Origin of the sequence: Alcanivorax sp. S6407, assembly GCF_023016115.1 — a bacterium.
Lineage (GTDB): Bacteria > Pseudomonadota > Gammaproteobacteria > Pseudomonadales > Alcanivoracaceae > Alcanivorax.
In genome coordinates this window covers 68,574-93,194 of record NZ_JALKBH010000007.1, presented here as the reverse complement: position 1 = coordinate 93,194, position 24,621 = coordinate 68,574, and the positions used below count along the sequence as shown (strand labels likewise).

Sequence of the window (24,621 nt, the reverse complement as noted above, 5' to 3'; positions counted from 1 at the left end):
TGCAGGACGGGGCTTGTCTTGTCTTAAATGGACTTGATGGTGCCTTTGGGCAGGGTGGCCTGGATGCTCTGCTTCTGCAGTTTGATTTCCAGGTTGGCGCTGATTTCCACAACCACAAACTCATCGGTTACCTTGGCGATCTTGCCGAGGATGCCACCGCTGGTGACCACCTCGTCGCCCTTGCTCAGGCTTTCCACCAGATTCTTGTGTTCCTTGGCGCGCTTCTGCTGCGGGCGAATCAGGAAGAAGTAGAACACTACCATCATCACCACCAGCATGATCAGCTCGACACCACCCGGGCCGGCGGGCGCGGCGGGCGCAGCAAAGGCCGGTGAAACCATGGCGGTCGCCAGCAGAGCCAGCAGGGAACGCATTGCGATTTTCATTGATTGCTCCAGTAAACAGTCATAACGCCGGGGTTTGCTCACCCCGAGCGGCATAGAAGTCGTCCACAAAGGCGGACAATGTACCCCCTTCAATGGCCCCCCGCAATCCAGCCATCAGACGCTGGTAATAGCGCAAGTTATGGATGGTGTTGAGTTGGGAGCCAAGCATTTCGTTGCAGCGATCCAGGTGATGCAGATAGCTGCGTGAGAAATGCTGGCAGGTATAGCAGTCACAACCGGCCTCAAGCGGAGACAGGTCATGGCGATGTTTGGCATTGCGGATCTTGATCACCCCTTCAGAGGTAAACAGATGGCCGTTGCGCGCATTGCGGGTAGGCATCACGCAGTCGAACATGTCCACGCCACGGCGTACCGCCTCAACAATATCCTCAGGCTTGCCCACCCCCATCAGGTAACGGGGGCGGTCCTGGGGCATGTGCGGGGTCAGATTGCCAAGTGTACGCAGCATTTCTTCCTGGGGTTCACCGACACTGAGGCCGCCCACCGCATAGCCATCGAAGCCGATGTCTACCAGTCCGGCCAGTGATTCACGACGCAGGTTGTCGTACATCCCGCCCTGGACGATGCCGAAACAGGCGGCGTCATTACCCTCATGGGCGTCTTTGGAACGCTTTGCCCATCGCAGGGATAGTTCCATGGAGTCACGAGCCTGCTGCTCGGTGGCCGGAAACGGCGTGCACTCATCAAAGATCATGCAGATATCACTGCCCAGGGAACGCTGCACCCACATGGCACGCTCCGGAGTCAGCTCTACCTTGTCGCCATTGATGGGGTTCTTGAACACCACCCCCTGCTCGGAGATCTTGCGCATCTCGCCCAGGCTAAACACCTGAAAGCCACCGGAATCGGTGAGAATCGGCTTGTCCCACTGCATGAAGCCATGCAGGGAACCGTGGGCCTCGATCACCTCGGTACCCGGCCGCAGCATCAGGTGGAAAGTATTACCCAGACAGATCTCCGCGCCGGTATCGGCCAGATCCTTGGGCAACATGCCCTTCACGGTGCCATAGGTCCCCACCGGCATGAACGCCGGGGTCTGAATCGTGCCCCGCGGGAAAGTAATCTGCCCCCGCCGCGCCGCGCCATCGGTGGTGTTGAGCTGAAAAGTCATTCGGGACATGGATTAGAGCTCGCTTGCACGCGGCACGCTTCACGCAGCACGCCAAAAAACTTGAACAAAAGGATCATTTGCCAGCACCACCCGCGTGTTGCGTGTTGCGTGTTGCGTGCTGCGTTCCCTCAATAAACATGGCATCGCCGTAACTGAAGAAACGGTACTCTGCCTCGATGGCCGCCTGGTAGGCAGCCATGACTCTTTCTTGCCCGGCAAAGGCGCTGATCAGCATCAGCAGCGTGGACTTGGGCAGGTGGAAATTGGTCAACAGACACTCCACCAGCCGGAACTGATAACCGGGATAGATGAAGATATCGGTTTCGCCCTGCCCGGCCTGCAGGCTGCCGGACTGGCTGGCCGCTTCCAGCGCGCGCAGGGCGGTGGTGCCCACCGCCACAATACGGCCACCACGGGCATGGGCCTGGGCCACCTGCTCCACCAGGCTGTCCGGAATCTGGTAACGCTCGCTGTGCATGTGGTGGTCTTCCACCTTGTCCACACGCACCGGCTGAAAGGTCCCTGCTCCTACATGGAGGGTGACGTAACCAATATCAACCCCGTGCTGTTCCAGCGCCGCCAGCATCTCGTCATCAAAGTGCAAGCCGGCGGTGGGCGCCGCCACCGCGCCTGGCTCGCGGGCATAGACCGTCTGGTAACGCTCCATGTCTCCGGCTTCATCCGGGCGGTCGATGTAAGGGGGCAGCGGCACATGGCCGATCTGCTCCAGCGCGCCCAACAGGGTGTCACATCCCTGAAACTGCAGAATAAACAGAGCATCCCGGCGGCCAGTGACCTGGGCACGCACACCCTGATCAAATTGCAGCCAGCTGCCCGGTTTGGGCGATTTGGAGGCACGCACGTGGGCCAGTGCCTCGCGGTCATCCACCACCCGCTCGATCAGCACCTCGACCTTGCCGCCGCTGTCCTTCTGGCCAAACAGGCGGGCCGGGATCACCCGGGTGTCGTTGAAGATCAGCAGATCCCCGGGGCGCACATGACCCAACAGATCCGGAAATTGCTGGTGTTGCAGGCTGTCACGGGTCAGCGCCAGCAGGCGCGCATCTCGGCGCTGGGCAGGAGGATGGCGGGCAATCAGCCCATCCGGGAGTTCAAAATCAAAGTCGTCGACGTTCACGTACTGTACCGGCACGGAAGTTCAAGGGAGGGCAAGGATACCCGGTATTGGAAAGGGAAAAAACACCCTTCAAGGCTTCTACGGAGTCCCCGTAGGAGCTCCTCTCGAGGAGCGAATCCGAGCCCTGGCGAGGAAATGCAACGACGCCAGGCTCCAGCTCGATCTGGAGAAACCCGACGGCCCTTTCTCGCTAACGCGTGATTCGTCCCTCAAGAGGAACTCCTACAGCGGCTTTGCGAGAAGGGCAGGGGAGGAATCAGCGCTTCTTTGCCTGTTTCGGCAACTGCACAGTAGCGGTGCCAGACAGGCGATCATGCAGGGTCTGGTGAGGCGCTATCAGCACCACCAGATAACCGGCGCCAAACAGCCCCCATGACAGACACGCGGCCAGAAAGCGGGCCAGGGTTTGCCACAACTTCACGGGGCCGCCACGGTAGTCACGCACCTGCAAACGCCAGGCTCGCATGCCCAGAGTCTGGCCGCCACGCATCCAGAACCAGGCATAGAACAACCAGGTTTCCACCATCAGGATCGGGAAAAGCAGCCCCTGCAGGTAAGACGGCGCCGCCCGGTCCACGCCATTGATGGATTCCATCGGCAACCCGAGGCTTGGGTATACCAATACAAAGATACCGGCAGTGACAAACCACAGCGCCAGCACCAGAAAGCCGTCATATACCAACGCCATCAGGCGCTTGAGCAAACCGGCCGGGGGAGCATAATCAGTCATGGATCACTCCGTCGGACATCCGACATAAAAAAGCCCGCATAAGCGGGCTTTTTTATTGTTTGGTACAGAGGCCGGACTCAAATAGAGCCCCAACCATCTGATTTTGAAAACAATAAAAAAGCATGAAAGGGTGTTGGCCACACTGTTGGCCCCACTGAAAATCGCCTAAAAATGGGACCCGAACCCTTCGCGGGCGGCAGTATAACGCAGGCTCACAAAGCAAGTCATTGAACATAGTCCTAGGGCCTCCAAAGACGTCCGCGCACATCCAAGGATACCGCCCTATTTGGTCAACATCCCGATCAGAAGCGCAGCCAGCCCAGCTCCCATCAGCATTGAACCAGGATCCACACCGCTTTCACCCGCCTTGGTTGCGTTGGCCCTGAGAGGCGCAATAACCGGCACGCCATTAACATTGAGTTGCTTGACCGCGTTATTGAGCCTTTGTGTCAGCTCAGCCCCATCAATCTCCAAAGCCTGTGCAGCAAGATAGAGCTGATCCACTGAAAATGACGACTTGCCACTTTCAAGACGGCTGTAACTCGCCTGAGAGACGCCCATCTTTCTGGCCATCTCACCTTGCTCAATCCCCTTCATCTTCCTGAGGTTAGCCAATACAACGCCCAGGACAGCTGAAAATGTCGTTTGATCAGAAGGCATAACGACCTCAATCAAAAGATTGCACCCGTAACAATTTAGGTTTAACGTATACAGGAATCGAAATTAACTGCTGTATTCAGGATTAAATTATGACTCAAATACCAATCTTTGGCGACCTCTTGCTCCGGCAAAAAGGGCCAGTCCTTCACCTTGGCGTTCAGCTACAGAACGGCATTGCCCATATCCAACCGGGCGGAGCAATCCGCATCACCTCCAAGGAGGACTTTTCGATGGGCCAGCCCTATCGCATCATTCGAAAAGAGAATGTAGAGCGTGAAGGGCTGATGGACAGAGTTCTTGAACTGATAGAACAGAACAGCTCCTATCGGCTCCTCACCAACAACTGCGAGCACATTGCCAATTACATCCTGCATGGCAGTAAAACTAGCCATCAGCTCCAGGCATGGGCTTTTGGTGCCGGAGCCGGAGCACTCTTTACCAGAAATCAAAACCCTTGGATCAAGCTACTGGGTGTGGCGGTCACAGGTACTGCCGCTGTGTGCCTCTATAACGCATCAAGAGACTACGCGGCATAAACAGAGCCCTCCGAATGAGGGCTCCATATCTCCATCCACTCTCGTGAAGCAGTTCAGCCTACCTGAACCAGCAATCCTACAGCCCCCTCATAAACCTTAATTTCAAGCCTGAGGGTGTAACGCCATTAACGGGTATCCAAGGTCTCTTCTTGATTCTTATCACTTATCACAAACCAAGCATGGCTAGAAAGGTGTCAAGAATGACTTAACCCATGGCACACGGATGAGGTTAAGACTTTTTTACCAAGGCTTTAACGGTATGATCTGGATTACTTACACCAAACCCCACACATGGATAGTGGATGCTACAGGGCATTAACGGACAGCTATGGAAAAAGCGTCGCCTAACAGTATTTAGCACCTTTCCGGCGCATTTTCTTCCGAGGCTATCCCCCCGCCTGTCCGTCTAAACAACAAACATAATAGCAGGAAACTTCATGTCCCACTGGCTACGCCCCTTTTCCAGGCCTCCCTTGCACTGGCAAGCCAACGCCGAGACTCAAACCGGCCCAAATAAAGCCGGCAACGAAGACAGCGTCAGCATCGGCCCGGGAGTCGCCATACTTTGCGATGGTGTCGGTGGCCATGGCAATGGCGATATTGCTTCTCGATTGGCCTGTGATTTCCTGCTCGAAGCACTCTCGGGAAACCAGGATACTGCTCTTGAGGCACATCCCCTGAAACAACACCTGCGCCGCTGTCATCAGCACCTGCTGAATTACATGGAAGAGCACCCGCGCACCAACAGCATGGCCACCACCGTGGTGCTGGCCCTTCAGCAAGGCAATCACTGCTGGCTGGCTTGGGTGGGCGATAGCCGAGCCTACCTGCTACGCAAAGGCAAACTGGCCCAGCTCAGTCACGACCATAGCTTCGTCAACGAAAAAGTCGCCCAAGGAGTCCTCAGCCAGGAAGATGCAGAACAGCACCCCATGGCGCACCTGATTACCTCTTCCCTAGGCGGAACGCCCAATAGCCCGCGTCATATTGGTATCCAGCAAATACCCCTGCGCCGCAAGGATCGTCTTATACTGTGCAGCGACGGGGTATACGCTTATATGTCACCAGAACAATTCCAGCAGGCTGCAGCAAAGTCTGCACAAGCACTGGTGCAACAGGCCATCGACAACAACACCGCAGACAACGCCTCTGCCATCTGCATCAATTTTGAATAACGGGGATTCACATGCTGTATCTGGGTATCGACCTTGGCACCACCTTCTCGCTGGCTGCCTACATCAACGCCGCAAATCAAGTCGCCCTGGTACCCGACCGTTTTGACACCAACAGCTTCCGCACCCCTTCCGTGGTGCACATTGGCAGCCACGGCGGTTATGTCGGCGATGCCGTAGAAGCACTGTTACAGGAAGACCCCGCCACCCCCCATGTCCGCTTCGTCAAACTGGCCATGGGGGAAAACCAGCACTTCCCCGACCATCAGCAACGCGCCTGGCGGCCCGAAGCCATTTCCGCACTGGTACTGAAAAAGCTACTCGATGACACCCGCAGCTTTCTGCCAGACGATATCGGCGGAGCCGTGGTTACCGTGCCCGCCAACTTCAGTGACAAACAACGCCAGGCCACCAAACAAGCCGCCCTGCTAGCTGGCATCCCGCGGGTTACCCTGATTGAAGAGCCCATCGCCGCTGCCACCTTCTATGGCGTCAACGACATCAGCGGCGACCAGACCCTGTTCGTATTCGATCTCGGCGGCGGCACCTTCGATGCCACCCTGCTGCAGGCCGATGACAACGGCCTGTTCGTCCTCGGCACCGATGGCCAACATGACCTTGGCGGCAAAACCGTCGACGAAGCCATCATGCAACAGATCGCCGACGAGTATGAGCGCCTGCACGATGCCGACCCACGCGAAGACCCCACCGCCCTGGTACAAATGCGCCAGTTCGCCACCGAAGCCAAACTGGAACTATGCCGCCCCGGCGTCACACAGGTGCGTAAAACCCTGCTACTCAATCGTCGCAGCGTCGACTTCCTGCTCACCCTGCCCCAATTTAACCGCCTGGTAGACAAGCTCGTCGATCAGGCCCTGGCCGTCTGCGAACGTTGCCTGCAAGGTGCCAGTATGGGCTGGGAACTGGTTGACCATATCCTTCTCACCGGTGGCTCCAGCCTGCTGCCACTGGTACGGGAAAAACTGGCCGAGCGCACCGGCCGCCCCAAAGATGGCCTGCTCCTCAAACAGCCCCACCAGGCTGTCGCCTACGGTGCCGCCCTGATCGCCAACCAGCTTTTCGCCAACGATAGCCAGCAGAAAAAGCTCCAGCGCGCCACCGCCTGGCAACTTGGCATTCGCGTAGCCGGGCGCGATGGCCAGCCTGTAGTACAAGTCATGATCGACAAAAACCAGCCCGTGCCGGCCAGCAAAACCGTCACCTTCCACACTAACCGCGAAGGCCAGCCGCGCATGGTCATCGAAGTGGTGCAACAAAAAGGCCCCAACGACAACGAAAAAAGCCTCGGCTACTTCCTCTTCGCCCTCCCCGACAACGCCCCCGTCCGCTATGCGGTAGAAATCACCCTCGCCTACGACATGGAAGGCCTGGTCACCGCCACCGCCCGCAACCCGCAAACCGGCCAGCAGCTAAAACAGGTCATGGATGAAAACGGTGCCGCACTGGATGACGAACTGGTGAGGCAGAAAGAGTGGATTGATCATACGCCAGTGAATAGCTGAGACGAATGATCAGGCAAAAAAGCCCAGGATTGACACGAACGACATCTGGCGTACAATTTGAGGACATGAATGGGTTTCAGAAAGGCAAAATCACAAGCCATCGCCTGCCTGGGCAGCGGAGCCATAATCCATGAGCAACGCGGTGATATTGATATCAAGAACCTGCTTGCTACCGGCGAAATCAGCCCGGCAGACGTCGCCGCCATCATCGGCAGAGCAAGAGGATCAGAGTACACCTGCTCCCCGCATCACCAGGTGCCAGAGGTCGATGTGCACATCATAACCTGCCGCCACGCCAGGCAAGACTGGTACATCAAGTGGTACTTCCTGGAACCCGATTGCATCTTTATCAGCGTGCATCACTGAGGTGACACCATGAAAATTTTCAAGGTTGGCGATACCCAAAAAGCCATTTGCAGCCATTGCCAATCACTGCAAACCGCCACGTATCAGCTTCGTGATGTGCCCTTCAGCGATGGCAGCGGCATCGTCAAGAATGTACTGGTTGGCGTCTGCAACCAATGCGATCAGGTTGCCCTGCTGCCCCATCAATCCACCCCGGCAGTACGCCGCGAGCTAGATACAGCACGCAAACCGGTAGAAAGCCGGATTCCTGCACACATGCTGGATATTCTGAGTTTGGCAAGCTACGAGCTGGGTGGGTCAACCGACTTCATCCCGACACTGATGAAATACTACATACACCGCCTGGCAGCAGATCAAAACGCCGCAGGAAAAATCACATCCCTGTTGGGCAGTGATCTTGCCAAAGGCAAGGCAGACAAGCGCCTGTCACTCAAAGGCCGTAAAATCAGTGAAGAAGTCGAGTTGCTAAAAGTCAGAGCGCATATCAGCAACACCACCGACCTGATCAAAGGCGTTATTCTCAAAATCAACGACGACATACTGGTCAAGAAGCGAGCCCAACCCACCAACGCACTGAAAAGTTTCGTGGCATCCATCGGCTGATAATGCCGACGCACAGGAATGAGCCGTTGGGGTCATATGAGCCGTTGGGGTCTGAGCCGTTGGGGTCAGATCTTTCCCTGTGACATTTAGGTCAGAGGGACGAATCCGATATAGGCACGGGGAAAGACCTGACCCTAAAGCCCCCGTGTGACCCTAAAGCCCCCGTGCCGTCAACACCTGCGGCGATTGAACCTGTGTTAAGATTTTAAGATGTTGATTACGCACCACTTAATTTCCAACGACTTAAATTTTAACTACGCCACACACCGGGATCGTTGACCCATGAACCGACAGCAACAAAAGGGCCTGACAAGGCTGATCCAAATAACACGACTTTTATGGCTGGCGATGGCCGTGGCTCTGCTGAGCAGCTGTGGCAGCCTGCACTGTGATCTTCCGGGTGGCTGCTGGGGCAAGAATGACGATATCCATGAGCCCTTGTATCTGAAAGCAGGTGAGCAGCGGCAAGTGATCCGCCAGGGCGCTTCTTTTATTCCAACCGGCTCCATAATTTGGGGAGTCATGGCAGACAAACCCGGCGTAGTCGAGGTGATCTATCCGGATGATCGGCATGTGGAGCTGAAGGCCCTACAGCCGGGAACGGTCCAGCTGTATATTATTAATCGCCTCACCTATAGGGGCGTTCAGTATGTCGAAGATCTGAGGCCCGGCGAGCGCGAATACCTGCAACGTCAGTCCCCCATTCAAGTGGTGGTGCGTTGATGAAAACGTGGTCTTTAGCAGGATTAGTCATTGTGGGTATCGTGTTTGCAGTCAGTGCCTGTGTACAGCCGGCGGGTGGGGCTTGCCAATACCTGACCGTGGAAAGTCTGACACAAGTGCGCGCGGTCAACGAAGAGGCCGTCACCGTGTTTGCGCCTGAGCTGAACCAAGAACTGCAGCTGGCACCGTCCCGCTTGCAGGCCATCAGCATGGGAGACGAAGTGTCGGTCAGAATACAGCAGCTACAGCGTGGCAGCTGCACACCGCTGGTGTATGAAGTAATGAACGGAGAATCATAATGGGTGCCCGTCCATAAACGGTATGCCTGAGCCGTTGGGGGCAGATCGTTCCCTGTAACATTCAGTGTCAGAGGCACGTATCGGATATGGGCACGGGGAAAGACCTGACCCTCAACCCTTACTCTTCATCGTCCGCATCGCCATCTTCCACTTTCTGGTCCGCCTGCTCTTCACCCGGGCGAAATCGTAGAATACCCCGCCCATCACGAAAGCATATTTCCACCTCATTCAACCGCTCCAGAAGATTCTCAAACAAATTGCCTGCCAAATTCGGCCACAGCTTGCCAATTGCCCAAAAGCAAACCATCAATGCAGACGCTACGACAATCACGCCAAAAAAAATCCTGAATAAAATGACTCAGCATTGTCTCTAATAAATCAGGCCACTTACTATCCATGTTTCATCCTGAATGAATTACTCTTGTTTATTTCTTGGGGCAAGTCATTCACCGAGCCCTCTCAGCGGTCCTGGACCAATCGGAAGCCGATTGTGAGGGTGCGATCCGATGCGGAATTCCTGCCACGGTTGCCCGAAACCAGGTAGCCCCGTAAATTGCTCCAGGAGCCGCCACGCACCACACGCCTCCCACAATCTCCCCCGCTCGTCCACGCACTACCATTACTCGGTGCGCCACTATAGCTATCGTGCCAACAGTCCTGCACCCACTCCCACACATTACCGTGCATATCGTACAAGCCAAATCGGTTTGGTGAATAACTCTTTACAGGCGAGGGCCCCTTATATCTGTTACCACACGGTCCTCCATCGCCACGGCCATAGCGTGCCTTGACACAACCAATGCTATCCCCCCAACTGTAGTCACTGGTGGAGCCCGCCCGCGCCGCATATTCCCATTCCGCTTCACTCGGCAAACGGAATGTTTTCCCGGTCTTCTGGTTCAGCCAACCGATATATTTCTGAACATCATTCCAGCTCACATTGAGCACCGGGAGGTTGCCTTTGCCCCAGCCTGCATCCCCACCACTGGAGCACACCCCCGCATCAATACACGGCTGGTACTGATTCCACGTCACCTCATGTTCCTGCATGAAAAACGATGACACGCTCACGCTGTGGACAGGAGTATGATTAGAGTGCGCCAATCCCATACGGAAAGTACCAGAGGGAATCTTCACCATAGCCGCAGTAATTGAGGCCGCAATTGAGGCCGCGGCCATGCTTGCTCTGGCTAAATCAGCAGCCTCTCTCAGTCCTTTTTCCGCTTCAACATAACGGCTCAACGCAGAATTCCACTGCCGTCCTGCCAGCGCCTTATCCCCAGCCACCAGCGCCTGACTCGCTTTTGCCGTTGTCGCAGCGTCGGGATCATGTTCTTTCACTTTTTCGTAGCTTGCCTTGGCCGCCTGCGCTTTCTTCTGCGCCGCCCGCGCCTGGTTAATACTGGCGATTACTTTACTCTCAGCACTACGCGCACTGTCATACCCCGCCTTGGCCTCAGCAAAGCCCTTCCCTGCCGCCACCCACTGCTTGGCCTTCAGCGCCGCCTGTGCAGCCACAAGTTGTTCACCTGATTTATTGGCCGTAGCGTTGGCATCCAGCGGATACCCTTTACGTTGCTTCTCATAACTGGCTTTGGCACTGAGAGCATTTTTCTCGGCCTGAGCCAGATTGGCTACGGAATTGGTTAGCTCTTTATAGGTAGTAATCTGCCCTTGCAGCCCTTCCATTGCCCCTGTTACTGCCACCAACTCAGCTGCCGCCTTCAACGCATCACGGTGCTGTTGCTCTTCCTTTTTCAGAGCTTCGATTTCTGTCACCTGGGTGAGCTTTTTGCTATCGGCGAGTTTCTGCCAGGCGGCTTGTGCCTGCTTGAGTGACTGGTTCACCTTGGCCATATCATCGTTGGCGGCAATCAACGCGGTGTAACCGGCTTTCAGTTCAGTGAGTTTGGGCTCGGCATCGCGCAACAGGCCATCCGCTTCATTGGCGCGGGCTTGCTGGTACTGGGCTTCTACCTTTTCAGATACCGGCCATACCTTGCTGCCTTGTTTGCCTTGCCACTGTTTACGTAAGGCTCCGACTTTTGGTGATAGATCGGAGACGTTTTCACCAGCATAGAAGTCATCGACCAATGCCTGGTAGCCATCACGGGCCTGCTCCAGCACAGCAACAGCCTGAGCACTCTGCTTCTCATCACGCAGGTGCAAATCGGCCTGGCTTTCCAGCCCTTCCAGCTCGCCATAGCGGGTGGAATCCACCAGATAGCGTTTAGCCAGATCCATCCAGGCTTGCAGGCGCTGTTCTTCCTTGCTGTTTTTATCGCGCTCGGCGTCGCTGATGTCGCGGTCCAAATCACGCACCGCATTATCAAAGCGGCGTTTGAGGGTTTTGATTTCGCCTTGCAGTTTGGCGGCATCCGCTTTTTGCTGGGCGATCAGCTCTTTGTCCAAAGGCTTCAGGGCATCCAGCCAGCCTTGCTGGGCGGCGACGCCGATGCCTCCTACCAGCAGTAATACCATGGCAGCAATAGCCAGTTTGTTGGGGCCGGTAGAAAGGTGCGGATTGGCCGCTTTGGGGGCTTTGGGTATTTTCGGGGCCTTGCCCGTCTTGCCACTGAGCAACGCCGCCTTCATTTCCCCGGCATTGGCAAAGCGCTGCTCCGGGTTTACCGCCAGCGCCTTGTCGATGGTGTTGTTCAGCCCTTTGCCGATCTCCTTGCGCAAGGTAATGGCGGATTCAAAGCGCCCTGCAGGGATTTGCCCGGTAAGCATTTCGTAGAGCATCACGCCCACGGCATAGATATCGGCGCGGGCATCCAATTCGCGCCCCTGAAGTTGTTCCGGGGCCATGTAGTAGGCGGTGCCCATGGCGGCACCAGTCTGGGTACGCTGGCTGGCGCTCTGCACGCGGGCGATGCCGAAATCCATGAGTTTTACCCGGCCTTTTTCATCCAGCCAGATGTTTTCCGGCTTGATGTCACGGTGCACGGTGAATTCGTGGGCGTAGCTGAGGGCATCGCAAAGTTCGCTGGCGATGCGTTTGACCTCGTCTACCGGGGTGGGCTGGTTAACGGCGTTNAGATCCTGCCCTTCCAGCAGCTCCATGGTGAGGAAGAATAGATCCCCTTCGCTCTGCACGTCGAACACGTTGACGATATTGGGATGGCTGAGTTGCTGGCTGATTTTGGCTTCCGAGAGGAAGCGTTCGCGGGCGCTGTCGTTTTTCAGCAGGCTTGGCAGCAGCAGCTTTAGCGCGATTTCCCGGTCGGTGTTTTTGTCATGGGCGCGGTACACCGCCCCCATGCCGCCCTGGCCGATGAGTTCCTTGATTTCGTAGCGGTTGGCGAGGATCTGGCCGGGTTGCAGTTCCACCTGAGCGGCATCTTGCGGGGCCATACCGGGGAGGTCGGCGAGTTTGGTTTGGGAAAGGGGGGCTCTGGCGCTCTGCGGCTGATTGGGCTGCTGGCTAGGCTCTTGTGGGAGGCTGCTTGCAGGCGAAGGGGCTTGAGGATCAGCAGAATCACCTCCGGCTGCCAGTACCGCTTCAATCTCATCCAGCTTTTTGGCCATGGTGGCGAATTTGACTTTCAGGGCATCCGTCGGCGCGCTGGCCTGTTTCTCGGCAATACTCTGTTTTTTGGCGGCAATGGCTTGCGCGATTTCAGCTTCACTGGCGTTATCGGCCAGCCCCAATGCATTGAGCGCGGTCTGCTTTTCCAAGGTCCCTTCCCTTTTTGGTTCTACTGCAATAGGTTCTAATTCATTTATTCATGTACTGCCTCAGAACACTGAGAACAGGCGGCTTGCGGGTCTTCCAGCATCCTTTCACCGGGTTTCTGTAAGCCATTATGCCAAGTGTGGCGGGAATAACTGCCGTTGTGAACACGGCATACCCCATATGGGGTAGCGTTCAGGGGAAAGGTCTTCCACAACCGATTACCATACCTCTGCCGCTATTCACGGTGATATCTTCCTCGTCAATCCAGCACATCATTGCCATCCTGCAGGAGCCAACCTGCCGGCGATTACCGCCTTTCCGAAGGCTGGATCGCTTGCAGGTAAACTCCTACGAAAGTCAGGAACGCGCTCTAAAACCATAAACCAGTCCTGCCGTGGTCTTGGCTGGCTACTACTGCGCCATGGCCTTTTGCAGCTCCTGATCCGCTTTGTAGGCACGGAATTGCTCGTACAGCACGCTGTCGTCCTGGGCATCCAGGGTGGCACGGCTGGCATTTTTCATTTTGCTGTAGAAATCGCGGGTGCGGGCCTCGTCCATTTCCACCAGTACGCACAGTTGCTCAACACCGGACACCTCATAGACGCCCATTTCAGTGGCCTTGGTGCCGGTGAGGGTTTTCTGCACCAGTTGCTGCCCGGTCTGAGTGAAGTTGGTGCCGACATTGAGGCCATCGGTGGTTTTGGTTTTGCTCTGGAAGCTTTTGCCCAGGAAGGCAACTTTACGCTCCAGTTGCGCGGCCAGTTGTTCGTTGGCCAGGGTGATGGCTTCGCTGCGGTCTACATTGAGCACGCCGCTGTATTGCACGCAGGCGCTATCGGCGAGGCCCTTTTCTGAACTGGGCGATACTGCCCACTCTGGCAGGTTACCCAAGGCTCCGCTGGGGTTACCCGCTGGGTTGGAGGAGCAAGCGGCCAGCAGGGTGACGTTAAGTGCCAGTATCAAGGTGCGCATTTTCATGGTTCTTCCCTTCCCTTTAAAAAACGGTTTGTCAGTGGTTATGGGTTGAGACGGCCATGGCGGCGGTTTGCCTCAACACTTTGCCTAAATGGCACCAATCCGTGCTCTTGGCCGGAATGAGTGGCCCCAGCTCTTCGGGATATTGCTGGCTAAGCGTGATAAAACTTTCGCGCAGGGGGGCCAGCTGAGCGTCAGAACATTCGCCAGTTTCCAGGGCTCTGGCCTGCCCGGCCAACCGGGTAAACGCGAGCTGTGTAGCATCCCCCAGCTCGGCCATGGTTTGCTGCGGGTTGTCATAGGTGGCAATAAAAGCATGCCAGGCATCGACGGGCACGGCGCGGGAGGCCAATGTCGGTGCCGGGATCTGCTCGGCCTCCATGGCCAAGCCTGTGGCAGGCTGCGAGTCTCTTTGTGCTTGCTGTGTTTGCACCAACACCACGAGTACCAGACTGGCAACCAGACCGAGCCCTCCCCACAAGGGGGCGCGGTGTTTCTTGCCTGTGCTGCCAGCTGAAGTCGACTCACCAGCAGCATGGTTCGCTTCGCGCATACCGCGCCATATATGACGTAACCGACCACTGCTGGCCAAAGCGGCCTGTACGGCGTTGTGCTGTGCGGGTTCAAGGGTGCCATCGACAAAGGCCGCAAGGATTGCGTCATCGCTTGTGAAATCGGAGAACAATGGCTGCTCACTCAATGGTGTAGCAGCAGGATGAATCATGGCCTGCAATATGGCGCGTTCCGTCTTATTCGCCATACGCCACCTCCCCATCGGTATTCTCCAGGCCAATACCCTGCAGGCTGGCGCGCAAGCGGGCACGGATATCCTGTAAGCGTCGCTGCACGGTGGCAGGAGAAAGCTCCACCAGCTCTGCAACTTTACGGCTGGAGAGACCATCTTCATAACTTAGCGATAACAGCAATTTGTCTTCCTCGCTCAGATCCAGGGAGACCTCGATGTTTTCCAGCATGGTGGTCAGTTCGGCCTCACTATCCTCAGACGGACGCAGTTGGGCTTCTGCTTCATTGGCGGACAATAATTGACCAAGCAATTCCTGTGCATGGAGGTGTTGCGCCTGGTGCAAGGTGTCATCCAGGGTTTCACCCTGATCGTCCGGCAGTTGCTCCAGGCCCAGCTCGGTAGTGCAGCATTCGGAGAAACCGGGCTCGCCACAGCGGGGGATTCTTTGCTTGATGGTGCGGATAGCCTCAACCAGCAGGCCGTCTTGAAAATCGGCGGCGAGGCGGGTTTGAATCACTTCCGTCCACTGCCGCTCCAGGCACAGCATCTGCCAGACACGCACCCATCCCTGCCCCAGCTCTTGTAGCCATCTTGGGGGGCGCGGGCGACCAAAGCGCCTACGGGCGAAGTCTTCCATGGCGCGCCCTGCCACCGCATAGGCAAAGGTAGCCGGTGAACTTTTACCACCAAATGATGCCAGCCGCTGCCAGTCGTTCTCGCCAAGCGCTTCCAGCATGGCGGTGGTGGCTTCCTCGGCGAGCACCGGTTGAACAAAACGCTTGGCGGCCATGCGATCCAGCCCGCTCATAAAAGCAGGATCAAAAATCACTGACGGCCAATCCACCCCCGTTGATGACATGACACGTACGCCCTGTACAAAAATTCCGAACTGTTTGAATTTATTGATTATTCCGTCTAGTTTTTACCCCAGACACCCACTAATGACCAGCCCTTTACGGGTAAACGCGGCAAATCCCGGCGTTGTCCGTCAAAAAGCCATATCACTCTGGATAACCGGTAACACCTTATGAATGCAGCCTGCTTTCTTCGCCCTGCCGCCGCCATGCTGTTGATGACATTAACCGGCGTCTCTCTGGCGGACAGCTTTGCTGACGAATTTGCACGTTTCAGCGCCCAAAGCGCCCGCAGCTTTGAACATTTCAGCGAAACAGGGGAGCGAGAGTTTGCCCGTGACTTCATTCAGGACTGGCAGCAGTTCAATGAGGCGCTGGAAAACCCGCTGCCGCGACAGCCTAAACCCTCGCTGCAACCTGGCGTATCACACCAGCAAGCCACCCATGCCGGAGCCCAGCTGAATCACAACGACAACAGCAATCGCCGTAGCAGCCCGCCGAGCGTCTCAGGAGGGTTTTACGGCCACCGCTTAATCACTCTGCCGCTGCAACGTTTGCCGACACTGACAGGCACCACCGCCGAAGCATTGCAGCAGTTTCGCCAGCAGGCGTTAGCCAGTGACGATTTTAATGAGCTGATCCCGTTGTTCGGCTTTATGCGCCAGCGTATACAGGCCGACAGCTACGCAGCATTGAAACTGGCCGAGGAACTCTGCCAAGGCTATTTTCTGGATGCCAACAGCAGACTGGCGTGCAGCTGGATACTCGCGCAAACACAGCAACTGGATGTCCGGCTAGGGGAGCGTCAGGGGCGACTGTTGCTGCTCGCCAACAGCAAACAGGAGTGGTATGAACAGCCTTTCTTCAAGGTGCGCAATGACAAACTCTATGTGGTCAATGCCGACACCTATCGCCGCACCCAGGGAGCCACCCACCTGCAAACCCAACCGCATCTTGATGCCACCCAGCCCACCCATGCCAGCTTGAGCCGCAGCTTCTTGCCCGCGCTGGAAAACCTTCAACGCATCAGTAAAGGCAGCCTGGAAGTAGAACTCGACGAAGACTTCACTGCTTACCTGATTCAGCAACCGCTACTGACGGTGGACGATTACCTGAACGATCCACTGCCCCCTTACCTGGGCAAGCAACTGGCCAAACACTACGGCGATGCCCAACCCGATGAATTCCCCGCCCTGTTGGCCGAGATTCAGGGCTGGCCCTACCAGATCGACCAGCAGCAATTCGGCATGGAAAAACCCATGACACTGAGCGAATCGCTGTATTTCCCATTTAATGATTGCGAAGACCGGGTGTACGCGCTCGCCGCCCTCAGCCACCATTTTCTACATACTGAAATTGCCGCCCTACGCTTCCCGACTCACCTCAGCGCAGCGGTTAAAAAAGCGGGCAAATGGGTAGAGGCCGACCCCACCTACATGGGGGCCACCCTCGGCATGCGCCAACCGGCATACCGGGACATGGAAGCCGAGTGGTTTTATCCAGTGACAGCCGTTGCTGAAGTAGCGCCTTGAAGCCGCGCAGAGGAGAGGCTTGAGAGTCAGGTCTTTCCCCGAGCCCCTCGTACTATCTTGCTCACTTTTGAGTAGTGCACGCCAAAGAAATCACCAATCTCTTTCATGCCGTATCCTCCACTGGCATGGGCTGCCCTGATAGCCTCATTCCGGTTTCGGCGATAATGCAGAATACTCTTCCAATGGCCGGGCAACCTGGCGACGCTGAAGGGCAGGCACCTCTGAAAGTTGATCCTGCTCATCCAACCTTGCAACCATCTGTTCTACAAAAACATCGCTGCCGAGGTATACCTGATTCTTGAGCGATTCACATGGAGCGCAGGCTGATTTGCGCCTTCACAGACAAACTGTTCAAACCGTTTGACCACCACGCCTCGCATTTCCCCAAACGTGGCCAGAATCCAGTCTACGCTCACACCCTCCGGCAATACCCGTTTTCCGATGGTTCCTCGATAACTACTCCACGGCCACTCATGCGCGACATGCACCATTCTTGCCCTGACAGGATTGAGCACGATATACATGACCAACTCCAGAAGATACGCCTGCTTTTCCACCAAAATGGCTTTATAGCGGCCTTGAAACACATGGCGGCAACGACCATGGCGGCGGTTGAAATATTGCGAGTAGCAGCCATTCAGCTGGCGCATACTCTGCCCAATATTCCCCTCTGACGTTTCCACAAGAAGATGGTAATGATTACCCATCAGGCAATACGCATGGCACTGCCAACGATATACCACACAAATACGGGATAATTACTCAAGAAAGGAAAGTCTGTCGCCATCGTCTTCATAGATCAGATCCCGGCGATTTCCGCGAGCCGTAATATGATAAAGCACCCCAGCAAACTCCAGGCGCAATGGTCTGGCCATCTTGTTCTCCAACACCCTTGTCTGGAGAACAATCCAAAATGCCTTGAAGAAAGAACGTCAGCCAACTCTGCACATTTCGTAATACGTTGACGCTTTAGGCGCGGGGAAAGACCTGCCCCTCAAGCCCATTACTCAAGCCCAGTAACTAGCGGTCTTTGGCTAACCGAAAGCCAGTCGAGCTTAAGCGGAGAGAAACGAGACCGCCACCACGAGATGCTAAACGCATATAGATCCAACTGTAATTCCATGCGCCACCACGATGAATGCGTCCGCCACAGCTCCCGACAACCCACGCCTTACCATCACTTGGCGCTCCATCGTAACTGTCATTCCAACAATCCTGCACCCATTCCGACACATTGCCGTGCATATCGTATAACCCAAAGCCATTTGGCGAATAGGATTTAACAGGCATTGTTTTATGATAATTGCAGTCAGTAAAATTCGCATGGGAGCAGTCCGTGCTGTCGCCCCAACTAAATTTTCCCGTACTCCCCGCGCGCGCCGCATATTCCCATTCCGCCTCACTTGGTAAGCGAAAATCCTGCCCCGATTTCTTGTTCAGCCAACCAATATATTTCTGAATATCGTTCCAACTTACATTGATCGCCGGGCGGTTCCCTTTGCCCCAACCATTGTCTCCACCATCCCCGCGGTTATCCGGGCACACTCCCGCATCTATACACGGCTGATACTGGTTCCACGTTACCTCATGCTCCTGCATATAAAACGACGATATGCTTACACTGTGAATCGGCGCTTCCATGCCTGAATCTGAACCCATTATGAAACTACCGCCAGGAATCTTGATCATCGAGTCAGTTATTGATCTCGCAGCTTCTTCCGTCGCCCGCGCCTGATGAATACTCGCAATCACTTTACTTTCAGTACTAAGCGCACTGTCATACCCCGCCTTGGCATCGGCAAAGCCTTTACCCGCCGCCACCCACTGCTTGTTCTTCAATGCCGCCTGCGCGGCAGTGAGCTGTTCATCGGCCTTATTCGCCGAGGCATTGTCATCCAGCGAGTAGCCTTTACGCTGCTTCTCATAACTGGCCTTGGCGCTGAGGGCGTTTTTTTCTGCTTGGGCCAGGTTGGCCACAGAGCGGGTCAGCTCCTTATAGGTAGTAATCTGCCCTTGCAGCCCTTCCATTGCCCCTGTTACTGCCACCAACTCAGCTGCCGCCTTCAACGCATCACGGTGCTGTTGCTCTTCCTTTTTCAGAGCTTCGATTTCTGTCACCTGGGTGAGCTTTTTGCTATCGGCGAGTTTNGTGAGTTTGGGCTCGGCATCGCGCAACAGGCCATCCGCTTCATTGGCGCGGGCTTGCTGGTACTGGGCTTCTACCTTTTCAGATACCGGCCATACCTTGCTGCCTTGTTTGCCTTGCCACTGTTTACGTAAGGCTCCGACTTTTGGTGATAGATCGGAGACGTTTTCCCCGGCATAGAAGTCATCGATCAATGCCTGGTAGCCATCACGGGCCTGCTCCAGCACAGCAACAGCCTGAGCACTCTGCTTCTCATCACGCAGGTGCAAATCGGCCTGGCTTTCCAGCCCTTCCAGCTCGCCATAGCGGGCGGAATCCACCAGATAGCGTTTAGCCAGATCCATCCAGGCTTGCAGGCGCTGTTCTTCCTTGCTGTTTTTATCGCGCTCGGCGTCGCTGATGTCGCGATCCAAATCACGCACCGCATTATCAAAGCGGCGCTTGAGGGTTTTGATTTCGCCTTGCAGTTTGGCGGCATCCGCTTTTTGCTGGGCGATCAGCTCTTTATCCAAAGGCTTCAGGGCATCCAGCCAGCCTTGCTGGGCGGCGACGCCGATGCCCACCACCAGCAGTAATACCATGGCAGCAATAGCCAGTTTGTTGGGGCCGGTAGAAAGGTGCGGATTGGCCACTTTGGGGGCTTTGGGTATTTTCGGGGCCTTGCCCGATTGAATCGCTGCATTAAATGCATTGATATCAGGAAAACGATTTTCGGGCCGTGCATTCATGGCTTGCATGATGGCGGCAGCCATGCCTTTGGGGATGTCTTTTCTTAAGGCATTCACCGGCTCAATGACACCGGCAGGCACGTCTTCGGTGAGCATTTCATAGGCCAGTACGCCGAGGGCATATTGATCGGCACGGCCATCAATATCCTTCACGCCTTTGAGCTGCTCCGGGGCCATGTAATAGGCGGTGCCCATGGCGGCGCCGGTTTGGGTGCGCTGGCTGGAGGATTGCAGCTGGGCGATGCCGAAATCCATCAGTTTGACTTGTTGATCTTCAGTAACCCAGATGTTCTCGGGTTTGATATCCCGGTGCACGGTGTGCTGGTGAGCGTAGGCCAGGCCTTCGGTGATGCCGGCGATGTATTCTTTTACGTCTTCTACATCAAAGGGGCGGCCTGCGGTTTTCTGGTTGTCCATGATTTGGCGCAGGTCTTGCCCTTCCAGCAGCTCCATGGTGAGGAAGAATAGATCCCCTTCGCTCTGCACATCGAACACGTTGACGATGTTGGGGTGGCTGAGTTTTGAGCTGATGCGGGCTTCGTTGAGGAAGCGTTCCAGGGCGCGTTCGTTTTTGGTGAGGCTGGGGAGTAGCAGCTTGATGGCGATGTCTTCATCGCGGTTTTTGTCGAAGGCGCGGTAGACCGCCCCCATACCACCCTGACCGATGAGTTCCTTGATTTCGTAACGGTTGGCAAGGATATGGCCCGACTGTAATTCCACCTGGACAGCATCTTGCGGAGCCATGCCGGGGAGGTCGGCGAGCTTGGTTTGGGAAAGGGGGGCTTTAGCACTTTGCTGCTGGCTGGGCTGCTGTGGGAAAGGGGTTTTATCCTGGCTCGGAGAATCGCCAACAGGCTGGTTCCCTCGGGTTAGGGTGCCCCCGGTTGTCACCACCGCTTCAATCTCATCCAGCTTTTTGGCCATGGTGGCGAACTTGGTTTTCAGGGCTTCGGTGGGAGCGCTGGCCTGTTTTTCAGCAATGCTCTGTTTTTTGGCGGCGATGGCCTGAACGATGTCGGTTTCACTGGCGTTATCGGCCAGCCCCAGGGCCTGCAGTGCGGTTTGTTTGTCCAAGGTTCCCTTCCCAATGTGTGCGTTTACATCATGAGCTGTTGTTGTTGCGTTGCGGCTACTGGTGGAGATGGGCTGACGCCCATTTCCACCCTACATCTTGTTGCTCTGTGGGAACGAGCCAAGTCGCGCGACCTGCATACAACAGGCCTTCCGTCTGATCACTGGCAGGCAGGCTCCCACAGGGTGGGCTATGCCGTCATCGCTCTCAGCAGCCCCTGAACATCAGCGCGCAGGCGTTCCAGCTGCCGCTGGGTGCCTTGCCATTGCTGTAGCTCCTGGTCGATCTGCTGGGTGGCCTGCTGTTGCTTCTGCTTCTCTTCACTGGCCTTGTCGCGCTGGCTGTCCTGGTGTTTTTGCAGGGTATGTTGCAGGCCTTTTTGAAATTCGCGCTTTTGGGTTTCGAGCAGGTCGAACAGCTGCTGGGCGATAAAGCGCTGCACATCGCTCACCACTCGGCGCGATTCGTTTTTGAGGCTGTCGCGGACGCGGTCCAGTTCTTTTTCCAGCTTTTCGGCATCTTCTTTGGGCCACTGGATAAAGGTATAGATAAAACCGCCAATCAGAATAATGGGCGCAAACAGCATGACGCTCTGGCGAAGATCAATGCCCCACCCGGCTTTGGCGACGCCACCGATCACCATGGTGGCCATAGAAAGCCCCATGATCAGTTTGCGGCTTTCACCCAGGCGGGTCATGACGGTGCGCTTGGGCATTTCACCGCGATAGTTGAGGGTGACTTCCAGGCGCTGATCCAGTGCAGTATTGAGGGTTTGGGCATTGGCGAGCTGGAACTGCGGCAAGCCGGGGATAGCCAGGGCTTCGAGCTGCTGATTGAGGCTGGTGCGCAGCGATTGCAGCTGTTTATCCAGTTGCTGGTGAAAACCACTAACGGCGGTTCTGGCTTCGGTGAGCAGGATGCTGCGCAGGTTTTGTAGGGTCTGTTCATCCAGGCGCAATTTGATGACGGAGTGCGATAGCTCGGTGCTCAGGTTTTCAAATTGCAGTTGCTCGATGGCTTGATTAACGGCGGTGACCATTGGCGATTGCTGCAAGGCAAGTTGCTGGGTCTGGCTGTCGAGTTCCTTACGCAGGGTGATGATGCCATCGTCCAGGCTTTGGCGGATCTTATCCAGCGCAGCACGATCCAGGGTTTCACTGTCCGCGTTATTCGCCGCATTGGCAAAGCGGGCCTTGCGTTGTTCCAGTACCCCCGCTTCCTGCTGGTAGCGTTCAAAGATGGCATCCAGCTTGGCAGCCAGTTTGCGGGCCTGGAACCGTTCCAGCAGCGCTTTACGGTCCGGGCTGGCCGGATCGGTAAACATTCCCGGTAGCCTGGCCTGCACGTGGGTAGTGATGAGGGTCGGGGCCAGGGTTTGTGGCGGGGTTTTGTGTTGTTCCCACCAGCCTACGTCGGGCAGGCCTGCCTCTTCGTGGAGTTCATCCACGGTGAGCAGCGGCATAAAGCACTGCATGTTGCTGAGTAGCGCGTCCACGGCGTCGTGGTCTTCACGGCTGAAGGTGTAACGCAGCGGTGCGGCCACCAGGGCGACGCTGGTTTCGGCAATAATGGCATTGAGCAATGCCGGGGAGTCGAGCAGGCTGGCGGTGGTATCGGGAATCAGCAGGCGCAGGTCTTTGAGGCCGCGGGAACTGGGGGCCTGCAAGGCAAAAGGGTTGGCCACGGAGGCGCGGGTGGCACCCAGCTCGATTTGCAGGGCCTGCACAAAGGCCTCCTGCTGGTCGAACTGCTGTTTGTGCTTTTTGCGCAGGCCGAAGGCGTAGCCCTCGCTAAAGGTCACCTCCATAAAGCCGGGCAATTGTTTGCTGGTCACGCTGAAGCCCTTGAACGCATCGCCATAGAGCCAGCTGAACACCCGCTCGATGCTATCCGGGGTGAGGCCCAGCAACGCCACGGTAAGCTGTGGCTGCTGCATGTTATTGATCAGCCCCCCGATGGCGTCGGACAGCGGCGTTTCCGCCTGCCCCCGCTCCAATTGCTCGCAAATGTTCTGGGCATTCTGCGCCAGTAACTGGAGTTGCTGGTTTTTCATGTTATTGCCCCCGTTCTGGCGTGCCGCCGAATGTGTGCTCTCTGCCGTCATTGTTAAGCCCTTGTTTTAGGTCTTTATGCCCTGCCCTGGCGGGCGTCTCCGCAATATTCACTCTGACGGCCATTTCCCCGATTTGCATCAGCCGATTATGGCAAACCTGAGGCACAGAGGTAAGGTAATGAATCTATTGATGTATACCCCAATGCTGTTCACTTAGCTCCGGGTTTCTGTGGGAGGCTGCTTGCAGGCGAATGGGGCCTCTGTGGTGAGGCAGCGTTTGATCCGGGGGTTGGAATCGCGCCGCCAGCGAACGCTCCTACGAAAAAAGGGGAAGGGCCCGCAATCTCCTCATGTTCACAAAAAGTGAACATGAGCGCACCCCATGCGCGTCATATCCAGAAAGCCCTTCAATGACGCCGCCAGGCTATACCCTAATGATGCCAATGCCATTGATGCGCTTTATAAAGTCTTGAGGGACGGCACGTTCGCCACCCCTGATGAACTGAGACGTGTTGCCCCCTCTCTGGACAACTTCAAACACAAGGATAAAGGCTGGGTACTGGACATCGGCGGCAACAACCTTCGGTTGATCGCCTTTATCGAGTTTCGCGACAATCGCTTGTATGTGAGGCATATCGTTCCCCATGCTGAATATGACAAGCTGTGCAAACGCTACGCAAAGGAGGCCTCAAAATGACTAGCCTGACAGCGGTAAAAGCCAAGGCAGCGGCACTCTTCGAGGAAGCACCCTTTCTTGCTCATATCGACAACCAGCAAGACTACCAGCACGCCTTGGCGCTGATGGATCAGCTCATCGAAGACTACGATGCCAGCCAACCGCTGATCGACATTCTCTCTGTCGCCATCGAACACTGGGAAGATCGGGCCGAGGCCTTCAGTGAGTTCAATACCCGCATTGCCTCACTACCCGATGGCGTCGCTGTGTTGCGGACCTTGATGGATCAGCACCAACTGAAAGCTGGTGACCTGCGCGAAGAAATTGGCGGGAAAAGCCTCGTCTCGATGATACTCAACCACAAACGCAAACTTACGCTGGAGCACATCAACGCCCTAGCCAAGCGTTTTCAGGTATCGCCGGCATTGTTTCTGGCGAAATAACCAGGCACCTACCGCCTGGCCAGATAGGCACGGGGAAAGACCTGACCCTCAAGCCCAGGACATCGCCTTCAGCCGCTTGCGGGGGAGCAGAAATGATCACATCTTCGGCATCAGCATCCCCTACCTTCTGATCAGCCTGCTCCTCGCCTGGCCGGAACCGTAGAATGCCACGCCCATCGCGAAAGCAGATTTCCACCTCGTTCAATCGACCCAACAGATTCTCAAACAGAGTGCCCACCAGGTTAGGCCACAACTTGCTGACTATCCAAAAGCAAAAAATCAATGAAGACGCAACGGCAATCACACCAAGAAAGTCCTGGATAAAACGACTCAGCATCGTTTCAAATAAATCAGGCCACCGACTATCCATATTTCACCCTGAGTGAACTATTCTTATTTATCGTTTGGGCACGGGGAAAGACTCTCAAGCCCCGCTACGCTGAGGGAACC

Annotated in this window: 24 protein-coding genes; 10 read left to right on the top strand and 14 right to left on the bottom strand. The window is 56.0% G+C overall.

Annotated elements, in window-relative coordinates; genetic code table 11:
* Positions 1-23: 23 nt before the first annotated feature.
* The 5 genes from yajC to MWU49_RS14555 form a co-directional block, all read right to left on the bottom strand.
* Positions 24-386, bottom strand: coding sequence for a preprotein translocase subunit YajC (yajC, locus tag MWU49_RS14575; RefSeq protein ID WP_246973730.1), 363 nt, complete (start codon positions 384-386; stop codon positions 24-26).
* 19 nt (positions 387-405) lie between these two features.
* A complete protein-coding gene (tgt, locus tag MWU49_RS14570; protein WP_246973968.1) occupies positions 406-1,518 on the bottom strand; it encodes a tRNA guanosine(34) transglycosylase Tgt in 1,113 nt (370 codons plus the stop codon).
* A 73-nt stretch (positions 1,519-1,591) separates the two neighbouring features.
* A complete protein-coding gene (queA, locus tag MWU49_RS14565) occupies positions 1,592-2,656 on the bottom strand; it encodes a tRNA preQ1(34) S-adenosylmethionine ribosyltransferase-isomerase QueA (RefSeq protein WP_246973967.1) in 1,065 nt (354 codons plus the stop codon).
* A gap of 256 nt (positions 2,657-2,912) precedes the next feature.
* The gene (locus tag MWU49_RS14560) at positions 2,913-3,386 is read right to left on the bottom strand and encodes an RDD family protein (protein ID WP_246973728.1); all 474 of its coding nucleotides are present in this window, start codon (positions 3,384-3,386) and stop codon (positions 2,913-2,915) included.
* Positions 3,387-3,668: 282 nt separating this feature from the next.
* The gene (locus tag MWU49_RS14555) at positions 3,669-4,046 is read right to left on the bottom strand and encodes a helix-turn-helix transcriptional regulator (RefSeq protein ID WP_246973726.1); all 378 of its coding nucleotides are present in this window, start codon (positions 4,044-4,046) and stop codon (positions 3,669-3,671) included.
* Positions 4,047-4,135: 89 nt separating this feature from the next.
* Between MWU49_RS14555 and MWU49_RS14550 the strand changes: the two genes are divergently transcribed.
* The 7 genes from MWU49_RS14550 (at position 4,136) to MWU49_RS14520 (ending at position 9,268) form a co-directional block, all read left to right on the top strand.
* Positions 4,136-4,582, top strand: coding sequence for a hypothetical protein (locus MWU49_RS14550; RefSeq protein WP_246973723.1), 447 nt, complete (start codon positions 4,136-4,138; stop codon positions 4,580-4,582).
* A gap of 437 nt (positions 4,583-5,019) precedes the next feature.
* Entirely contained in the window at positions 5,020-5,757 is a 738-nt protein-coding gene (locus MWU49_RS14545) for a protein phosphatase 2C domain-containing protein (protein WP_246973720.1), read from the top strand.
* An 11-nt stretch (positions 5,758-5,768) separates the two neighbouring features.
* Complete coding sequence (locus tag MWU49_RS14540) at positions 5,769-7,277, top strand: Hsp70 family protein (protein WP_246973717.1); 1,509 nt, start codon at positions 5,769-5,771, stop codon at positions 7,275-7,277.
* A gap of 69 nt (positions 7,278-7,346) precedes the next feature.
* Positions 7,347-7,643, top strand: a complete 297-nt coding sequence (locus tag MWU49_RS14535) for a hypothetical protein (protein ID WP_246973713.1) — start codon at positions 7,347-7,349, stop codon at positions 7,641-7,643.
* A 9-nt stretch (positions 7,644-7,652) separates the two neighbouring features.
* On the top strand, positions 7,653-8,246 hold the full coding sequence (locus tag MWU49_RS14530; protein WP_246973711.1) for a hypothetical protein: 594 nt from the start codon (positions 7,653-7,655) through the stop codon (positions 8,244-8,246).
* Between the two features lie 282 nt (positions 8,247-8,528).
* The gene (locus MWU49_RS14525) at positions 8,529-8,969 is read left to right on the top strand and encodes a hypothetical protein (protein ID WP_246973709.1); all 441 of its coding nucleotides are present in this window, start codon (positions 8,529-8,531) and stop codon (positions 8,967-8,969) included.
* A 32-nt stretch (positions 8,970-9,001) separates the two neighbouring features.
* Positions 9,002-9,268 carry a hypothetical protein gene (locus MWU49_RS14520; protein WP_246973708.1) on the top strand — a complete coding sequence of 89 codons (267 nt, stop codon included), beginning with the start codon at positions 9,002-9,004 and terminating at the stop codon, positions 9,266-9,268.
* A gap of 118 nt (positions 9,269-9,386) precedes the next feature.
* Here MWU49_RS14520 and MWU49_RS14515 read toward each other — a convergent pair whose 3' ends face one another.
* The 6 genes from MWU49_RS14515 to MWU49_RS14490 all read right to left on the bottom strand — a co-directional run bounded on the left by MWU49_RS14515 (position 9,387) and on the right by MWU49_RS14490 (position 15,526).
* Positions 9,387-9,524, bottom strand: coding sequence for a hypothetical protein (locus MWU49_RS14515; protein WP_246973707.1), 138 nt, complete (start codon positions 9,522-9,524; stop codon positions 9,387-9,389).
* A complete protein-coding gene (locus tag MWU49_RS14510; RefSeq protein ID WP_246973706.1) occupies positions 9,517-9,666 on the bottom strand; it encodes a hypothetical protein in 150 nt (49 codons plus the stop codon). Before MWU49_RS14510 ends, MWU49_RS14515 begins: the two co-directional genes overlap by 8 nt.
* Positions 9,667-9,727: 61 nt before the next feature.
* Positions 9,728-12,949, bottom strand: coding sequence for a bifunctional serine/threonine-protein kinase/formylglycine-generating enzyme family protein (locus MWU49_RS14505; RefSeq protein ID WP_246973705.1), 3,222 nt, complete (start codon positions 12,947-12,949; stop codon positions 9,728-9,730).
* A gap of 409 nt (positions 12,950-13,358) precedes the next feature.
* A complete protein-coding gene (locus tag MWU49_RS14500; RefSeq protein WP_246973703.1) occupies positions 13,359-13,925 on the bottom strand; it encodes a hypothetical protein in 567 nt (188 codons plus the stop codon).
* Positions 13,926-13,956: 31 nt separating this feature from the next.
* On the bottom strand, positions 13,957-14,682 hold the full coding sequence (locus tag MWU49_RS14495) for a hypothetical protein (protein WP_246973701.1): 726 nt from the start codon (positions 14,680-14,682) through the stop codon (positions 13,957-13,959).
* Positions 14,672-15,526, bottom strand: a complete 855-nt coding sequence (locus MWU49_RS14490; protein ID WP_246973699.1) for a sigma-70 family RNA polymerase sigma factor — start codon at positions 15,524-15,526, stop codon at positions 14,672-14,674. Before MWU49_RS14490 ends, MWU49_RS14495 begins: the two co-directional genes overlap by 11 nt.
* 168 nt (positions 15,527-15,694) lie before the next feature.
* On the opposite strand from MWU49_RS14490, the gene MWU49_RS14485 reads away from it, so the two are divergent.
* Positions 15,695-17,053 carry a hypothetical protein gene (locus tag MWU49_RS14485; protein ID WP_246973698.1) on the top strand — a complete coding sequence of 453 codons (1,359 nt, stop codon included), beginning with the start codon at positions 15,695-15,697 and terminating at the stop codon, positions 17,051-17,053.
* Positions 17,054-17,316: 263 nt separating this feature from the next.
* Here the strand turns inward: MWU49_RS14485 and MWU49_RS14480 are convergent, their stop codons facing one another.
* The 3 genes from MWU49_RS14480 to MWU49_RS14470 all read right to left on the bottom strand — a co-directional run bounded on the left by MWU49_RS14480 (position 17,317) and on the right by MWU49_RS14470 (position 23,052).
* A complete protein-coding gene (locus MWU49_RS14480; RefSeq protein ID WP_348646706.1) occupies positions 17,317-17,796 on the bottom strand; it encodes a transposase in 480 nt (159 codons plus the stop codon).
* A gap of 277 nt (positions 17,797-18,073) precedes the next feature.
* On the bottom strand, positions 18,074-21,001 hold the full coding sequence (locus MWU49_RS14475; protein WP_246973696.1) for a bifunctional serine/threonine-protein kinase/formylglycine-generating enzyme family protein: 2,928 nt from the start codon (positions 20,999-21,001) through the stop codon (positions 18,074-18,076).
* Positions 21,002-21,189: 188 nt separating this feature from the next.
* Complete coding sequence (locus MWU49_RS14470; RefSeq protein WP_246973695.1) at positions 21,190-23,052, bottom strand: hypothetical protein; 1,863 nt, start codon at positions 23,050-23,052, stop codon at positions 21,190-21,192.
* A 382-nt stretch (positions 23,053-23,434) separates the two neighbouring features.
* Between MWU49_RS14470 and MWU49_RS14465 the strand changes: the two genes are divergently transcribed.
* Together MWU49_RS14465 and MWU49_RS14460 are read left to right on the top strand one after the other, a co-directional pair.
* A complete protein-coding gene (locus MWU49_RS14465; protein ID WP_246973694.1) occupies positions 23,435-23,749 on the top strand; it encodes a type II toxin-antitoxin system HigB family toxin in 315 nt (104 codons plus the stop codon).
* The gene (locus tag MWU49_RS14460) at positions 23,746-24,171 is read left to right on the top strand and encodes a transcriptional regulator (RefSeq protein WP_246973693.1); all 426 of its coding nucleotides are present in this window, start codon (positions 23,746-23,748) and stop codon (positions 24,169-24,171) included. Before MWU49_RS14465 ends, MWU49_RS14460 begins: the two co-directional genes overlap by 4 nt.
* Positions 24,172-24,621 lie beyond the last annotated feature (450 nt).